Raw genomic sequence first — 18546 nt, forward strand, 5'->3', positions numbered from 1 at the left:
CGCAACCTGCGCGGCCGGGTCCGCTTCGGCCCGGCCGTCAGCGCCCTGCTCGCCGAGGGCCACACGGTGTTCATCGAGTCCAGCGCCCACCCCGTCCTCGTCCAGCCGGTCAACGAGATCGTGGACGAGGCCGATGCCGAGGCCGTTGTCACCGGTTCGCTGCGCCGCGAGGAGGGCGGGCTGCGGCGGCTGTTGGCGTCGATGGCCGAGGTGTTCGTCAAGGGCGTCCCGGTCGACTGGACGGGTGTCCTGCCCGCCGGTGCCGATGCCACGCAGGTGGAGTTGCCGACCTACGCCTTCGACCACCGCCACTACTGGCTGAAGACCGCTCCCGCGGCGGACGCGGCCTCTCTCGGGCAGGCGGGCGCCGATCACCCCCTGCTCGGCGCGGTGGTCGGGCGGCCCGACTCCGGGGGGTTCATGACGACCTCGCGGTGGTCGCTGCGCTCGCAGCCGTGGCTGGCCGAGCATCTGGTCGGGGAGGACGCGGTCCTGGTGCCGAACGCCGCTCTGGTCGAGCTGGCGGTCCGGCTCGGCGCCGAGGCCGGTGTGCCGGTCGTGGCGGAGCTGACCGTGGACCGGCCCGTTGTTCTGCCGGTGCGCGGGGGCCGGGGTGTACAGACCGTCGTGGGTGAGGCCGACGAGACCGGGCGGTGTACCGTCGAGGTGTACTCGCGGCCCGCCGACTCCGCGCTGGACGCCGTCTGGACGCGACACGCGCACGGCACGTTGGCGCCCGCCGGGGTGACGGGCGGTCACCGGCCGGCCGACGGGCCCGGCGTCGAGGTGGCCCTCGGCGAGGCCACCGGGGACGCCGACCGGTACGGCGTCCACCCCACTCTGCTCGACACGGCCGTGCGCACGGCGCTGCCCGCCGGGACGCACGCGGTGACCTGGCGCGGGGTCAGCCTGCACGCGTCCGGGGCGACCACGGTCACCGTACGGTCGGCGGGGGCGGCCGGAGAGGGCACCCGGCTCGACCTGACCGACCCGGCGGGGCGGCCCGTGCTGGCCGTCGACGCGGTGCTGTCCGAGCCGTTCGACCCGGCCCGGGCCGGGCTCGCCGAGGCCCTCGCCCACGACGCGCTGTTCCGCGTCGACTGGACGGAACTGCCGCTTCCGGCGGGGGACGGTACGCCGTCCGCCGTCGGCGTCAGCAGCGCGGAGGACGTCACCGCCCGGGCGGCGGACGCGGACGTGCTGCTGTACGAGCCCGACCGCGCGGTCACGGATCCGCGTACGGCGCTCGCCGCCGCGCTCGGTGTGCTGCAGGCGTGGCTGGCCGACCCCGCCCTGGAACGGACCCGGCTGGTCGTGGCCGCCGCCGCGGACGGCACGGACCTCGCCGCGTCCGCCGTACAAGGGCTGCTGCGCTCCGCGCAGTCCGAGCACCCGGGCCGGATCCTGCTGGTCGAGACCGACGCCTCGGACGGCGGGCAGGAGGCGGAGGCGGCTGTCCGCTCCGCGCTGCCCGGCCTGCTCGCCTGCGGTGAACCGGTGACACGGCTACGGGACGGGGGCGTTCAGGCGCCCCGGTTGGTCCGGGCCGGCGTTCCGGCGGGGGACGGCACCTCGTGGCCGGGGCGGGCGCTCGATCCGGACGGGACCGTCCTGATCACCGGCGGCACCGGCACGCTCGGCGCGCTGACCGCCCGGCACCTGGCCACCGCGCACGGCATCCGCCATCTGCTTCTGCTCGGCCGGCGCGGTCCCGCGGCGGACGGGGCGGCCGCGCTCTGCGAGGAGCTGACCGCGCTGGGCGCCACCGTCACGCTCGTCGCCTGCGACACCGCCGACCGGGCCCAACTCGCGGCCGCCCTGGACGCGGTGCCCGCCGCCCACCCGCTGACCGCCGTCCTGCACACCGCCGGTGTCCTGGACGACGGCGTGGTCACCGCGCTCACCCCGGAACGCGTCGACACCGTACTGCGGCCCAAACTGGACGCGGCCCTGCTGCTGGACGAACTGACACGTGACCTCGACCTCGCGGCGTTCGTACTGTTCTCCTCCGCCGCGAACGTCTTCGGCAACCCCGGCCAGGCCAACTACGCCGCCGCCAACGCCGCGCTGGACGCGCTCGCCCGGCACCGCCGTGAGCAGGGCCTGCCCGGCGTCTCGCTCGCCTGGGGCTACTGGGAGCGGGCCAGCGGCCTGACCCGGCACCTCGGCGCCGCCGATCTGCACCGCAACCGGCGGCTCGGCATGGCCGCCTTGTCCGAGGCCGAGGGCATGGCACTGCTGGACCTCGCCCTCCGCCCCGGCAGCGGGCTGCCCGCCGCCCCGGTGGCCGCCAAACTGGACCTGCCCGCCCTCCGCTCGGCAGCCTGCACCGCTCCCGTGGCCCCCCTGCTGCGCGGCCTCGCGCCCACACCGCGCACGCCGGCCCGTGCCGCCGGGGCCGCCGACCGCAGCCTGAGCGACCGCCTCACCACACTGGACGCGGCGGCCCAGAGCGCACTGCTGCTGGACCTCGTCCGGCGCAACGCCGCCGACGTCCTCGGCCACGGCACCGCCGACGCCGTCCGCGCCGACCGGGCCTTCAAGGAGGCCGGGTTCGACTCGCTGACCGCGGTGGAACTGCGCAACCGGCTGGCGACCGCCACCGGTCTCACGCTGCCCTCGGCCGTCGTCTTCGACTACCCGAAGCCCACCGCGCTCGCCGCGCACCTGCGGGCCCGGCTCGTCGGCGACACCGCAGCCGCGACCGCGTCCGCGGGCCAGAGGCCCGTCGCGGGCCCCGCCGCGCCCGACGAGCCGATCGCGATCGTCGCGATGGCCTGCCGCTTCCCCGCCGGGGTGCACAGCCCCGAGGACCTGTGGCGGCTCGTGGCCGACGGGGTCGACGCGGTCACGGAGTTCCCCGCCGACCGCGGCTGGGACATCGACCGGCTCTACGATGCCGATCCCGACAAGACCGGTACGACGTACGTGCGGCACGGCGCGTTCCTCGACGACGCGCCCGGCTTCGACGCCGCCTTCTTCGGCATCTCCCCGAACGAAGCCCTCGCCATGGACCCGCAGCAGCGACTGCTGCTGGAGACGTCCTGGGAGGCGTTCGAACGCGCCGCGATCGATCCCACCGGGCTGGGCGGCCGGGACATCGGGGTCTTCGTCGGCGTCAACAGCCACGACTACACCGTGCGGATGCACCACTCGACCGAAGCCGAGGGCTTCCGGCTCACCGGCGGCTCGGGCAGCGTCGTCTCCGGCCGCGTCGCCTACCACTTCGGCTTCGAGGGTCCCGCCGTCACCATCGACACCGCCTGCTCCTCCTCCCTGGTCGCCCTGCACCTGGCGGCCCAGGCGCTGCGCAACGGGGAGTGCTCCATGGCGCTCGCCGGCGGGGTCATGGTGATGGGCAACGTCGAGACGTTCGTGGAGTTCTCCCGGCAGCGCGGCCTGGCCCCCGACGGGCGGTGCAAGGCGTTCGCGGACGGCGCGGACGGCACCGGCTGGTCCGAGGGCGTGGGCGTGCTGCTGGTCGAGCGGCTCTCGGAGGCCGAGCGCCAGGGCCACCAGGTCCTTGCCGTGCTGCGGGGCAGCGCGGTGAACCAGGACGGCGCCTCGAACGGGCTGACGGCACCGAACGGTCCTTCGCAGCAGCGGGTGATCCGCAAGGCGCTGGCGAGCGCCGGTCTTTCGACGTCCGAGGTGGACGCGGTGGAGGCGCACGGCACCGGTACGGTCCTCGGCGACCCGATCGAGGCACAGGCGCTGCTCGCCACCTACGGCCAGGACCGCGAAGAGCCGCTGTGGATCGGCTCGGTGAAGTCCAACCTCGGGCACACCCAGGCCGCGGCCGGCGTCGCCGGCGTCATCAAGATGGTCATGGCGATGCGGCACGGCCTGCTGCCCCGCACCCTGCACGTGGATCGGCCCTCCCGCCACGTCGACTGGTCGGCGGGCGCGGTCGAGGTCCTCACCGAGGTCCGCCCCTGGCCGGACACCGGCCGCCCGCGCCGCGCCGGCGTCTCCGCCTTCGGCATCGGCGGCACCAACGCCCACCTCGTCCTGGAGCAGCCACCCGCAGCCGAGAGGACGGACAGCGCAGGACCGGCCCCGGTCGACGGCACCTCCCTCCTCCTCTTCCCCGTCTCCGCCCGCACCCCCGGCGGGCTGCGCGGGCAGGCCGGCCGGCTCGCGGACTGGGTGGCGGACCGCGCCGGAACGCCGCTCGGGGCGACGGCGCACGCACTCGGCACCGCCCGCGCCCACCTCGACCGCCGTGCGGTCGTCCTGGCCGCCGGCCGGCAGCAGCTCACCGACGCCCTGCGCGCGCTCGCCGCGGGCACCGCCGACGCGGACACCGTCACCGGCAGCCCGGTGGACGGCAAGCTCGCCTTCCTCTTCACCGGCCAGGGCAGCCAGTGGGCCGGCATGGGCCGCGAACTCGCCACCGCACACCCGGTGTTCCGCGACGCCTTCGACGCCGCCTGCGCCGCCGTGGAACGGCACCTGGACGGCCTCGCCCACCCCCTGAAGGACGTGGTGTTCGCCGAGCCCGGCACCGAACAGGCCGCCCTGCTCGACCAGACCCTGTACACCCAGACCGCGCTGTTCGTCCTGGAGACCGCGCTGTTCCGGCTGTTCACCTCCTGGGGCGTACGGCCCGACCTCCTCGCGGGCCACTCGGTCGGCGAGATCGCCGCCGCCCACGCCGCCGGCATCCTCGACCTGGCGGACGCCGGTGAACTGGTCGCGGCCCGCGCCCGGCTGATGCAGGCCCTGCCCGAGGGCGGGGCGATGATCGCCGTGGAGGCGACCGAGGCCCAGGTGGCACCGCTGCTCTCGGGGACACCGGGCACCGTCGGGATCGCGGCGGTCAACGCGCCGGACGCGCTGGTCCTGTCCGGCGCCGAGGACGCCGTACTCGCCGTCACCGGGCGCCTCGCCCAGGACGGCCACCGCACCCGGCGGCTGACCGTCAGCCACGCCTTCCACTCCGCGCTGATGGAGCCCATGCTCGACGAGCTGGCCGCAGTTGCCGCCCGGCTCCGCTACCGGCCGAGCAGCGTGCCCGTCGTCTCCACGCTCACCGGCGCACTCGCCGAGGACGGGCTGCTCGCCACCCCCGAGTACTGGGTCGACCAGGCCCGGCACGCCGTGCGGTTCGCCGACGCCGTCACCACCCTGCGCGACCAGGGCGTCGTGACCCACCTCGAACTGGGCCCCGGCGGCGTCCTCAGCGCCATGGCCCACGGCACACTCGGACCGGACACCCGCGGCTGCGTCACCACACTGCGCCGCGACACCGCCGAGGACACCTCCGTACGCACCGCGCTCGCCGAACTGCACGTGCGGGGCGTACCCGTCGACTGGACCGCCGTCCTCGGCCGCCCCGAGCCGGCCGTCGGCCCCGACCTGCCCACCTACGCCTTCCAGCACCAGCGGTACTGGGTGGAGGGCGGCACCGCCTCCGACGCCGAGGCGCTCGGCGCCCGGTCCGCCGGCCACCCGCTGCTCGGCGGTGTCGTGGAGATCCCCGGCACCCACGGCGGCACCGGCGTCGTCCTCACCGGCCGGCTGTCCGGGCGCAGCCCCGGCCTGCTCCCGGGCGCGCACACCGGCGGTGCCGTGACCGTACCGGCCGCCGTGCTGCTGGAGCTGCTGGTCCGGGCCGGCGACGAGGCCGGCGGCGGAACCGTCGAGCGGATCACCCTCGACGCACCCCTCGTCGTCCCCGCGCACGGCGACCTCCAGCTGCGCGTCTTCGTGGACGCCCCCGGCCCCGACGGGGCGCGCGATGCCGCCGTGCACAGCCGGCCGGCCGGGCAGGAGGGCCAGCCCTGGCTCCGGCACGCCCGGGCCACGCTGGTGACCGGTGTCCCGGCCCATGCCTTCGACCCGCTCGGCCGGCCCGACGAGCCGGCCGAGGAGAGCACCCTGACCGGGGTGCGCGGCGTGTGGCGGCAGGACGCCCGGATCCTCGCCGACATCGCCCTGCCGGCCGAACTCGACGGCGAGGAAGAGGCGTTCACCCTCCACCCGATGCTGCTCGACACGGCGCTGCGGGTCGCGGCCGAGGCCGCACGCCTCGACGCGGACACCTGCGCCCTGGCGGAGTGCGCCGCCTTCGCCGTGTACGCGGTGGGCGCCACCGAACTGAGGGTGCGCGTCACCCCGGCCCACGAGGACGGACACCTGGTGGAACTGGCCGACCCGGCCGGCCGGCCCGTGGCCCTGCTCGGCCCGGTACGGCTCACGGCAACCGACGGAACAGACGCCGAGGTGACGGCCCTGTACGGCGCAACTCTCGGCAGCGGCGCCGAGGTTGAGGCCACGGATGGTACAACCCCCGCCACGGACCCCGATCTTGCGGCCAAGGACGGCGCAACCCTCGGAACAGGCGCCACGGATGGCACACCCCTCCACACAGGCACCGACGTTCCGGTCCCGGCCGCGCACCACGGGTCCGGCAACGGGCAGTACCCGGCGCGCGAAGCCGGCGGGGCGGCGGCCGGGCGTGCCCAGGCCCCGGCCGGCACCCTCGGCTCCGCCCCGGCCCGGCGTGTGATCCGCCGGGAACCGGCCGCCGACGGCAACGAACTGGCCGCCCGGCTGGCCGGTCTCGCCGACGCGGAGCAGCGGAGGGTCCTGCTGGACCTGGTGCGGGAGAGCGCCGCGGTCGTGCTCGGGCACCGCGGCACGGACGGCTTCGACGAGGGGCAGCCGTTCAAGAACCTCGGCTTCGACTCGCTCACCGCGGTCAAACTCCGCAACCGGCTGCACGACTTCACCGGCGTCAGCCTGCCCAGCAGCCTGGTCTTCGACCACCCCACCCCCGCCCTGCTGGCCGACCATCTGCGCGGCGAACTCCTCGGCACCCGCCCGGAGACGCCCGCCGTCACCCGGCGCGGCACGGCGGACCCGGACGAGCCGATCGCCATCATCGCCATGAGCAGCCGGCTGCCCGGCGGCGTCACCAGCCCCGAGGAACTCTGGCAGCTCGTCATGGACCGGCGCGACGCCATCTCCGGCTTCCCGGCCGACCGCGACTGGGACACCGACAAGCTCTACCACCCCGATCCGGCCCACCCCGGTACCAGCTACACCCGCGCGGGCGGCTTCCTGCACGACGCCGCCCGGTTCGACGCCGGACTCTTCGGGATCTCACCGCGCGAGGCGCTGGCCATGGATCCGCAGCAGCGGCTGCTGCTGGAGACCTCCTGGGAGGCCATGGAACGGGCCGGCATCGACCCGCTGTCCACCCGCGGCCAGGACATCGGCGTGTTCACCGGCATCGTCCACCACGACTACGTGACCCGGCTGCGCCAGGTGCCCGAGGACGTCCAGGGCTACGTCATGACCGGTACGGCCTCCAGCGTGGCCTCGGGCCGGGTGGCGTACGTGTTCGGATTCGAGGGCCCCGCGGTGACCGTGGACACGGCCTGCTCCTCCTCCCTGGTCGCCATGCACCTCGCGGCCCAGGCGCTGCGCGGCGGCGAGTGCTCCCTCGCGCTCGCCGGCGGCGCCACCGTCATGGCCAGCCCGGACGCCTTCCTGGAGTTCTCCCGGCAGCGCGGCCTGTCCGCCGACGGCCGCTGCAAGGCGTACTCCTCCACCGCCGACGGCACCGGCTGGGCCGAGGGCGTCGGCGTGGTCCTGCTGGAGCGGCTGTCGGAGGCGCGGCGCAACGGCCACCGCGTGCTGGCGGTACTGCGCGGCAGCGCGGTCAACCAGGACGGCGCCTCCAACGGCCTGACCGCCCCCAACGGGCCCTCCCAGCAGCGGGTGATCCGCAGCGCGCTGGCCGCGGCCGGGCTGACCCCGGCGGACGTCGACGTGGTGGAGGGCCACGGTACGGGCACCGTCCTCGGCGACCCGATCGAGATCCAGGCGCTGGTGGCCACCTACGGCCAGGACCGGGACCCCGGCAAGCCGCTGTGGCTCGGCTCGGTGAAGTCCAACATCGGGCACACCCAGGCCGCCGCCGGTGTCGCCGGTGTCATCAAGATGGTGGAGGCGATGCGGCACGGCGTGCTGCCCGCCACCCTGAACGTCGCCGAGCCGACCCCGCAGGCGGACTGGTCGGCGGGCGCCGTCGAACTGCTCACCGAGACGCGGGAATGGGCCCGCGACGGCCGGCCGCGCCGGGCCGCCGTCTCCTCGTTCGGCGCCAGCGGCACCAACGCGCACGTCATCCTGGAGGAGGCGCCCGAGACCGGGCCGGCCGCCCGGCCGGCGGTCCCCGCCGGCGTCGTACCGCTGGTCGTGTCGGCCCGCAGCACGGCCTCCCTCGCCGCCCAGGCCGGACGCCTGGCGGCGTTCGTCACGGACACGGACACGGGCACGGGCACGGGCAGCGACGCGGACACGGCTCCGGCCGAAGTCGCGGGCGCGCTCGTCTCCCGGCGGGCCCTGCTGTCCGAGCGGGCCGTGATCGTCGCCGGTTCCCGGGCCGAGGCACTGGCCGGGCTGGCAGCGCTGGCCCGCGGCGAGAGCAGCCCCCTCGTCGTGACCGGAACCGTCGCCGGCTCCGGCGGCCCCGGCAGGACCGTGCTCGTCTTCCCCGGCCAGGGCTCGCAGTGGCCGGGGATGGGCCGTGAACTGCTGGAGTCCTCACCGGTGTTCGCGGAGCGGATCGAGGAGTGCGCCCGCGCTCTGGCGCCGTGGACCGACTGGGACCTGAAGGCCGTCCTGCGCGGTGACGTCGATCTGCTGGGGCGGGTCGACGTCGTCCAGCCGGCGAGCTTCGCCGTGAATGTCGGCCTCGCGGCCGTGTGGGCGTCCGTGGGCGTCGTACCGGACGCGGTGGTCGGTCACTCGCAGGGCGAGATCGCCGCCGCCTGCGTGGCCGGTGTGCTGTCGCTGGAGGATGCGGCGCGCGTCGTGGCCGTCCGCAGTCAGGTGATCGCCGGTGAGCTCGCGGGCCGGGGCGGGATGGCCTCGGTGATGCTCCCCGAGCCGGACGCCGTCGCCCGGATCGCCGCGTGGAGCGGGCGAGTCGAGCTCGCCGCCGTCAACGGGCCCTCCTCGGTCGTGGTCGCCGGTGACGCGGAAGCGCTGGACGAGGCGCTGACCGTACTGGAGGCGGACGGCGTGCGGGTGCGCCGGGTCGCCGTGGACTACGCCTCCCACACGCGCCACGTCGAGGCGATCGAGGGGGCGTTGGACAAAGCGTTCGCCGACATCCGCAGCCAGGCACCGGTCGTGCCGTTCTTCTCGACCGTGACCGGCGAGTGGGTCCGCGAGGCGGGTGTCCTGGACGGCGGCTACTGGTACCGCAACCTGCGCGGCCAGGTCCGCTTCGGCCCGGCCGTCAGCGCCCTGCTCGCCGAGGGCCACACGGTGTTCGTCGAGTCCAGCGCCCACCCGGTCCTCGTCCAGCCGGTCAACGAGATCTTCGACGAGGCCGCCGACGACACCGTACGGCTGCGTGCCGTCGCCGCCGGTTCGCTGCGCCGCGAAGAGGGTGGTCTGCGGCGGCTGCTGGCCTCGATGGCCGAGCTGTTCGTCAAGGGCGTGGCCGTGGACTGGACGGGCGTCCTGCCCGCCGAGGCGCGCGACGCCCACCTCGACCTGCCGACGTACGCCTTCGACCGGCAGCACTTCTGGCTGCGCGAGGCGGAGAGCGGCCCGGACGACGCCCCCGCGGCCGAGGGCGCCGAGACCGACTTCTGGGCCGCCGTCGAACAGGCCGACACCGACTCCCTCGCCCAGCTGCTCGACCTGGCCGCGGCCGACCAGCGCGACGCGCTGCGCACGGTCGTACCGGTGCTCGCCGACTGGCGCGGCCGGCGGCGCGAGCGCTCGGCGGCGGAGAAGCTGCGCTACCACGTCACCTGGCGACCGCTCGACCAGGAGGGCGCCGGCGTGCCCGGCGGCACCTGGCTGGCCGTCGTACCGGAGGGCCCGGCACCGGCCGAGCTGCTGCGGGAACTCACCGCGCAGGGCCTGGACGTCGTACCGCTGGAGATCGCCGCGGGCGACGCCACCCGCGCCCGGCTCGGCGAGCGCCTGTCCGGCGCCCTCGCCGAACACGCCGTCAGCGGTGTGCTGTCGTTGCTCGCGCTCGACCCGGGCGGCGCGGACGGCCCGCAGGACCCCGTCCCGCTGACCGCGGCCACCCTCGCGCTGGTCCAGGCGCTCGGCGACGCCGGAGCCACCCAGCCGCTGTGGTGCCTGACCCGCGGCGCGGTCAGCACCGGCATCCAGGACACCGTCACCGCGCCCGCCCAGGCGGCCGTCTGGGGCATCGGCCGGGCCGCCGCCCTGGAACGCGGCGACCGCTGGGGCGGGCTCATCGACCTGCCCGCGACCCTCGACACCCGCACCGTCCGCCATCTGCTCGGCGCGCTCGACACCGCCGGCGACGACGACCAGCTGGCCGTGCGCAGGTCCGGCGTGCACACCCGCCGGCTGCTGCGCAAGACCGCCCCCGACCCGGCCGCCGGCTCCGGCTGGCAGCCCCGCGGCACCGTCCTGGTCACCGGCGGCGCCGAGGGCCTCGGCCGGCACGCCTCCCTGTGGCTCGCCCGCTCCGGCGCCCAGCGGCTCGTCGTCACCACCACGGCCGGCGCACCCGAGGACGCCGTCGCCGCGCTGCGCGCCGAAGTGGCCGCCACCGGCACCGGCACCACCATCGACACCTGCGCCGACACCGACCGGGCCGCACTCGACCGCCTGCTCGCCGACAGCCCCGCGGAGCAGCCGCTCACCGCCGTCGTGCACACCGCCGACATCGCTCGGACCAGCTCCGTGGACGACACCGGCGTACCCGAACTCACCGAGGTCTTCGCCGTCAAGGTGGACCCGGCCCGGCGGCTCGCCGAGCGGTTCGCGGACACCCCGCTCGACGCGTTCGTGGTGTTCTCCTCGATCGCCGGCATCTGGGGTGGTGGCGGGCAGGGCGTGTCCGGCGCGGCCAACGCCGTCCTCGACGCCCTCGTGGAGTGGCGGCGCGGCCACGGACACGCGGCCACCGCGATCGCCTGGGGCGCCCTGGACGAGATCGGCGTCGGCATGGACGAGGACACCCTCACCCAGTTGCGCCGGCGCGGTGTGCTGCCGATGGCGCCGCAGATCGCCGTCACCGCCTTCGAACAGGCCGTCCAGGCCCAGGAGAAGACCGTCACGGTGGTCGACATGGACTGGGGCGCCTTCATCCCGGCGTTCACCTCGGTCCGGCCCAGCCCGCTCTTCGCCGACCTGCCCGAGGCGCAGGCCGCCCTGCGGGCCACCCAACCGGACACCGAGAACGGCGACACCACCGCCGGTCTCGTGGAGTCCCTGCGCGACGTCCCCGACGCCGAGCAGAACCGCATCCTGCTCCGGTTGGTGTGCGGACACGCCGCCACGGTCCTCGGACACAGCGGCGCCGAGAGCATCGGCCCCCTCCAGGCATTCCAGGAGGTCGGCTTCGACTCGCTCGCCGCCGTCAACCTGCGCAACAGCCTCCACGTGGCGACCGGCCTGCGGCTGCCCGCCACCCTCATCTTCGACTACCCCACGCCGGACGCCCTCGTCGGCTACCTCCGCTCCGAGCTGCTGCGGGACGTGGACGACGGGCTCGACGGGCGGGAGGACGACCTCAGGCGAGCCCTCGCCACCGTCCCCCTCGCCCGGTTCAGGGAAGCCGGCGTGCTGGACACCCTGCTCGGCCTCGTGGACACGGAGGACGCCCCGGCGTCCGAGACGCCCGAAGCGGCGGCCCCGGCCGAGGACGACGAGACCCTGATCGACGCCATGGACGTTGCCGATCTCGTGCAGCGTGCTCTGGGCAGGACGAGCTGACCCCATGACAGCGGACGCACCACGGAGGACGGATATGTCGGGCCCGGACGACCAGATCGTCAACGCGCTGCGCGCCTCCCTCAAGGAGAACGCGCGCTTGCAGCAGGAGAACAGCAAGCTCGCGGCGGTCGCTGCCGAGCCCATCGCCATCGTCTCCATGGCCTGCCGGTACGCGGGGGGCATCCGCACCCCCGAGGACCTGTGGCGGGTGGTGACCGACGGCACCGACGTCTACACGGCGTTCCCGGAGGACCGCGGCTGGGACCTGGAGGGCCTCTACCACCCCGACCCGGACAACCCCGGCACGACCTACGTCCGCGAAGGCGCCTTCCTGCACGACGCCGGCGAGTTCGACGCCGCCTTCTTCGGCATCTCCCCGCGCGAGGCGCTCGCCATGGACCCGCAGCAGCGCCAACTGCTCGAAGTGTCCTGGGAGACGCTGGAACGGGCCGGCATCGACCCGCACTCGGTGCGCGGCAGCGACACGGGCGTCTTCGCCGGCATCGTCCACCAGGACTACGCCCCCGACCTCAGCGGCCACGAGGGCTTCCTCAGCCTGGAACGGGCGCTGGGCAGCGCGGGCGGTGTCGCCTCCGGCCGCGTCGCCTACACCCTCGGCCTGGAGGGCCCGGCGGTCACCGTCGACACCATGTGCTCCTCCTCCCTGGTCGCCATCCACCTCGCCATGCACGCGCTGCGCCGCGGCGAGTGCTCCATGGCGCTCGCCGGCGGCTCCACCGTGATGTCCACCCCCGGCGGCTTCGTCGGCTTCGCCCGCCAGCGCGGCCTCGCCTTCGACGGCCGCATCAAGTCCTACGCCGCCACGGCCGACGGCTCCAGCTGGGCCGAGGGCGTCGGGGTCGTCCTGCTCGAAACGCTCTCCCAGGCCCGCGAGCGCGGCCACCGCGTCCTGGCCGTCATCCGCGGCTCGGCCATCAACCAGGACGGCGCCTCCAACGGCCTGACCGCCCCCAACGGCCCCTCCCAGCAGCGCGTCATCCGCAGGGCGCTGGCCGGCGCCGGCCTGACCGCCGCCGACATCGACATGGTGGAGGGCCACGGCACCGGCACCGTCCTCGGCGACCCCATCGAGGCCCAGGCGATCCTCGCCACCTACGGCCAGGGACGGCCCGCCGGACAGCCGCTGCGCCTCGGCTCCGTGAAGTCCGTCATCGGCCACACCCAGGCCGCCTCCGGTGTCGCCGGCGTCATCAACATGGTCCAGGCGCTGCGCCACGGCCTGATGCCGCCCAGCCGGCACATCGACGCCCCCACCCCACAGGTCGACTGGTCCGCGGGCGCCGTGGAACTGCTCACCGACGCCCAGCAGTGGCCCGAGACCGGCCGCCCGCGCCGCGCCGGCGTGTCCTCGTTCGGCGCCAGCGGCACCAACGCCCACCTGATCCTGGAACAGGCCCCCGAGGAGGAGGCCGGCGAGCAGGCGCCCCCGGCACCGGACGGTGTGCTGCCGCTGGTGGTGACGGCGGCCTCCGCCGCCTCGCTCACCGGCCAGGCCGACCGCCTCGCCGCCTTCCTGGAGGGCGCCGCGGACACCCCGCTCACGGCCGTCGCCGGCACCCTCGCCACCCGGCGCGCCGTGCTGAGCGAACGCGCCGTCGTGGTCGCGCAGACCCACGACGAGGCCCTGGCCGCCCTGACCGCGCTCGCCCGCGACGAGCAGACGGCCGGCGCCCTCCGAGGCACCACCACCCCGGCCGGCGCCGGCAAGACCGTCCTCGTCTTCCCCGGACAGGGCACCCAGTGGATCGGCATGGGCCGTGAACTCCTCGACTCCTCACCGGTGTTCGCCGCCCGGATCGAGGAGTGCGCCCAGGCCCTGGAACGCTGGGTCGACTGGGACCTTCGGGCCGTCCTGCGCGGCGAGGCCGACCCCGGCCTGCTGACCCGCGTGGACGTCGTCCAGCCCGCGAGCTTCGCCATGGCCGTCGGGCTGGCCGCCGTATGGGCCTCCGTGGGCGTCGTACCGGACGCGGTCGTCGGCCACTCGCAGGGCGAGATCGCCGCCGCCTGCGTGGCCGGCGCGCTGACCCTGGACGACGCGGCCCGCATCGTCGCCGTCCGCAGCCAGGTCATCCGCGGCCGGCTGGCCGGGCTCGGCGGCATGGCGTCCGTCGCGCTGACCGAGGACGACGTCACCGCCCGGCTGGAGCGGTGGGCCGGCCGGGTGGAGGTGGCCGCCGTCAACGGCCCCGCCTCCGTGGTGATCGCCGGTGACGCCGAGGCCCTGGACGAGGTCCTGGACACGCTGGAGGACCAAGGCGTGCGGGTTCGGCGCATCGCCGTCGACTACGCCTCGCACAGCCGGCACGTCCAGGCCGTCCAGGAGGCCCTCACCGAGGCGTTCGCCGACATCCGCGGCGCCGCCCCCACCATCCCGTTCCTGTCCACGGTGACCGGCGAATGGGTGCGCGAGGCCGGCGTGCTGGACGGCGACTACTGGTACCGCAACCTGCGCCGGCGGGTCCGCTTCGGCCCCGCCGTCGCCACCCTCCTCGCCGAGGGCCACACCGTGTTCGTCGAGTCCAGCGCACACCCGGTACTCGTCCAGCCGATCACCGAGATCGCCGACGCGGCGGACGCCGTCGTCACCGGCTCGCTGCGGCGCGACGAAGGCGGCCTGCGCCGGCTGCTCACCTCCATGGCGGAACTCTTCGTGAGCGGCGTGAGCGTCGACTGGCGGGGCATCCTGCCCGAGACCGCCCGCACCGCCCACGTGGACCTGCCCACGTACGCCTTCGACCGGCGCCGCTACTGGATCCAGCTCACCCCCAAGGGAGGAGACGCCGCCTCCCTCGGGGTGACCGGCAGCGAGCACCCGCTGCTCGGCGCGGTCGTCCCGCTGCCGCAGTCGGACGGGCTGGTCTTCACCTCCCGCCTCTCCCTGCGCACCCACCCCTGGCTCGCCGACCACGCCATGCAGGGCGTGGTCATCGTCCCCGGCACCGTCTACGTCGACCTCGCGGTCCGCGCCGGTGACGAGTTCGGCTGCGGCACCCTCGAGGAACTCGTCATCGAGGCACCCCTGGTCCTGCCCGAGCAGGGCGGCGTCCGCGTCCAGGTCGCCGTCGGCGGAGCGAGCCCCAACGGCTCCCGCACCGTCGACGTGTACTCGCTGCGCGAGGATGCCGGCGACGACGGCCACGGCGAGTGGACCCGGCACGCCACCGGCCTGCTGTCCGGCACCCCCGCCCAGTTCACGGCGCCCGCCGTCGACTTCGCCGCCTGGCCACCCCCCGGCGCCGAACCCGTCCCCCTCGACGACTTCTACACCGACCTCGTCACCCGCGGCTACGCCTACGGCCCCGCCTTCCAGGGCCTGCGCGGAGTGTGGCGGCGCGGCACGGAACTCTTCGCCGAGGCGGCCCTGCCGCAGGACCACCGGGAGAACGCCGACAAGTTCGCGATCCACCCGGCCCTGCTCGACGCCGCCCTGCACACCAACGCCTTCGCCAACCCGGACGACGACCGCAACGTCCTGCCGTTCGCCTGGAACGGCCTCGTCCTGCACGCCGAAGGCGCCTTCGCCCTGCGCGTGCGGGTCGCACCCGCCGGACCCGACGCCCTGTCCTTCCAGGCCGCCGACGAGACCGGAGCCCTGGTCCTCACCATGGACTCCCTGGTGTCCCTGCCGGTCTCCGCGGAGCAGCTCGGCGCCGCCGCCGGCGCGGGCCGGGACACCCTGTTCGCCGTCGACTGGGTGCAGCTGCCCGCCGCCGAGGGCGCCACCACCGCACCCACCTGGGTGCCCGTCACCGACACCGACGACGTGACCGCGCTCGCCGCCCGCGAGAACACCCCCGGCGCGGCCGTCCTGGACGCGTACAGCGACGGCACCGACGCCCAGACCCTCACCTGCCGCGTCCTGAGCGTCCTGAAGACCTGGCTGGCCACACCCGGACTGGAAGCCGCCCGCCTGCTGGTGGCCACCCGGGGCGCGGTGGCCGCGGGCGGCGACAGCGCGGTCACCGACCCGGCCGGCGCCGCCGTCTGGGGCCTGGTCCGCGCCGCCCAGGCGGAGAACCCCGACCGGGTGATCCTGGTCGACCTCGACCCGGCCGCCGCCACCGGAGCCGGCCCCGTCCTCGCCCAGCTCCTCGCCGCCGGCGAACCACAGCTCGCCGTCCGGGGCACCGCCCTGTCCGCGCCCCGCCTGGTCCGCGCCGACACCGCCGCCACCGCCGCCACCGCCGACACCGCCGCCACCGACGGCGAGGAGCCCGCCGACGCGCCGGCCGCCGCCTTCGACCCCGACGGCACCGTTCTCGTCACCGGCGGCACCGGCTCGCTCGGCGGACTCGTCGCCCGGCATCTGGTCCAACGGCACGGCGTACGGCACCTGGTGCTGGCCGGCCGGCGCGGCCCGGCCGCCGACGGCGCCGCCGCCCTCACCACCGAGCTCACCGGCCTCGGCGCGGCCGTCTCCGTCGTCGCCTGCGACGTCTCCGACCGCGCCGCGGTCGCCGCGCTGCTGCGGGACATCCCGGCCGAGCACCCGCTGACCGGCCTGGTGCACCTCGCCGGCGTCCTGGACGACGGTGTGATCAGCGCGCTGACCGAGGAACGGATCACCGGGGTCTTCGCCCCCAAGGCCACCGCCGTACGGCACCTGGACGAGCTGACCCGCGAACTCGCCCCAGGGATCCGCTCGTTCGTGGTCTTCTCCTCCGCGGCCGCCCTGCTCGGTTCGGCAGGCCAGGGCAACTACGCGGCCGCCAACGCCTACCTGGACGCCCTGATGGCCCACCGCCGGGCCGCCGGCCTGCCCGGCGTCTCCCTCGCCTGGGGCCTGTGGGAGCAGAACGCCGGCCTCACCGCCCACCTCAGCGAGACCGACCAGGCCCGCATGAGCCGCGGCGGCGTGCTCCCCCTCAGCCCCGAGGAGGGCCTCGCCCTCCTCGACACCGGACTCCACGCCGACCGCGCCCTGCTGGTCCCGATCAAGCTGGACCTGCGCGCGCTGCGCTCCGACGCCGCCGCGGGCAGCACCGTCCCGCACCTGCTGCGCGGACTGGTCCGGGTGGGCCGGCGCTCCGCCCGGGACGCGGCCGGCGACGGCAGCGGACTCCTGCGCCGCCTCGCCGGACTGCCCGAAGCCGAGCAGGACGCCGTCCTGCTGGGCATCATCCAGGCCGAGGCCACCGCCGTGCTGGGCTTCAGCGGACCCGAACTCGCCCAGGGAACCCGCGGTTTCGGCGACATCGGCTTCGACTCGCTCACCGCGATCGAACTGCGCAACCGGCTCTCCGCCGCCACCGGCGTCAAGCTGCCCGCCACGCTCATCTTCGACTACCCCACCCCGGTGGCGCTCGCCCGACATCTGCGGGAGGAACTCGGCGAGAGCACGGCCGGCGCCGCCGCCCCCGCCGTCATCGCGACCGACCCGGACGAGCCCATCGCCATCGTCGGCATGTCCTGCCGGCTGCCCGGCGGTGTCACCGACCCGGCCGGCCTGTGGCGGCTGGTGCTCGAACGCCGCGAGGGCATCACGGAGTTCCCCGACGACCGCGGCTGGAACCTGGACGAGCTGTTCGACGCCGACCCCGACAAGGCCGGCACCTCCTACGTCCACAGAAGCGGATTCCTGCACGGAGCCGCCGAGTTCGACGCCGACTTCTTCGGCATCTCCCCGCGCGAGGCCCTGGCCATGGACCCGCAGCAGCGGCTGCTGCTGGAGGCGACCTGGGAGGCCCTGGAGAACGCCGGCATCGACCCGAGCGCGACCCGCGGCGCCGACGTCGGCGTCTTCTCCGGCGTCTCCATCCACGACTACCTGGAGTCCCTGAGCAACATGCCCCCCGAGCTGGAGGGCTACGTCACCACCGCGACCGCGGGCAGCGTGGCCTCCGGCCGGGTGTCGTACGTGTTCGGCTTCGAGGGCCCCGCGGTGACTGTGGACACCGCCTGCTCCTCCTCGCTGGTCGCGATGCACCTGGCGTCCCAGGCGCTGCGCAACGGCGAGTGCTCGCTGGCGCTGGCCGGCGGTGTCGCCGTGATGGGCTCGCCCATCGGCGTGCTCGGCATGTCCCGCCAGCGCGGCCTCGCCGCCGACGGCCGGGTCAAGGCCTTCTCCGCGGAAGCCGACGGCACGATCCTTTCCGAGGGGGTGGGCATCGTCGTCCTGGAGCGCCTGTCGGAGGCCCGGCGCAACGGCCACCGCGTGCTGGCGGTGGTCCGCGGCAGTGCCATCAACCAGGACGGCGCGTCCAACGGCCTGACGGCCCCGAACGGTCCCTCGCAGCAGCGGGTGATCCGCCGGGCCCTGGCGACCGCCGGCCTGGCGCCGTCGGACGTGGATGTGGTGGAGGCGCACGGTACCGGCACGGCGCTCGGCGACCCGATCGAGGCGCAGGCGCTGCTGGCGACGTACGGACGCGACCGCGAACAGCCTTTGTGGCTCGGCTCGGTGAAGTCCAACATCGGGCACACGCAGGCCGCCGCCGGTGTCGCCGGTGTCATCAAGATGGTGGAGGCGATGCGGTACGGCGTCCTGCCCCCGACCCTGCACGCGGCGCAGCCGTCCCCGCAGGTCGACTGGTCCGCCGGGTCCGTCGAGCTGCTGACCGAGGCCCGGGAGTGGCCGGAGACCGGCCGCCCGCGCCGGGCCGGCGTCTCCTCCTTCGGCATCAGCGGCACCAACGCCCACCTCATCCTGGAGCAGGCCCCCGAGGAGCGGGCCCCGGAGCCGGCGGCCCCGGCCGACGGCCCGGTGCCGTTGGTGGTGTCGGCGGCCTCGGAGGGTTCGCTGGCCGGGCAGGCGGAGCGGCTGGCCGCGTTCGTCGGCGACACGGACGC

Annotated in this window: 2 protein-coding genes and 2 pseudogenes; all 4 read left to right on the plus strand. The window is 75.4% G+C overall.

Translation table 11 applies throughout. The annotated features are described in order from the left end of the window. Window positions 1-66 precede the first annotated feature (66 nt). The gene (locus tag ACZ7DL_RS38255) at window positions 67-11733 is read left to right on the plus strand and encodes a type I polyketide synthase (RefSeq protein WP_470781589.1); all 11667 of its coding nucleotides are present in this window, start codon (window positions 67-69) and stop codon (window positions 11731-11733) included. 34 nt (window positions 11734-11767) lie between these two features. After that, a pseudogene (locus tag ACZ7DL_RS38260) lies at window positions 11768-11821 on the plus strand (hypothetical protein); the annotation flags it as partial. A gap of 69 nt (window positions 11822-11890) precedes the next feature. After that, a pseudogene (locus ACZ7DL_RS38265) lies at window positions 11891-14806 on the plus strand (type I polyketide synthase); the annotation flags it as partial. A gap of 51 nt (window positions 14807-14857) precedes the next feature. After that, window positions 14858-18546, plus strand: a 3689-nt coding sequence (locus ACZ7DL_RS38270) for a type I polyketide synthase (protein WP_470781590.1), incomplete at its 3' end; no start/stop codon positions are given.

It is taken from the genome of Streptomyces sp. NPDC036984, assembly GCF_055607665.1.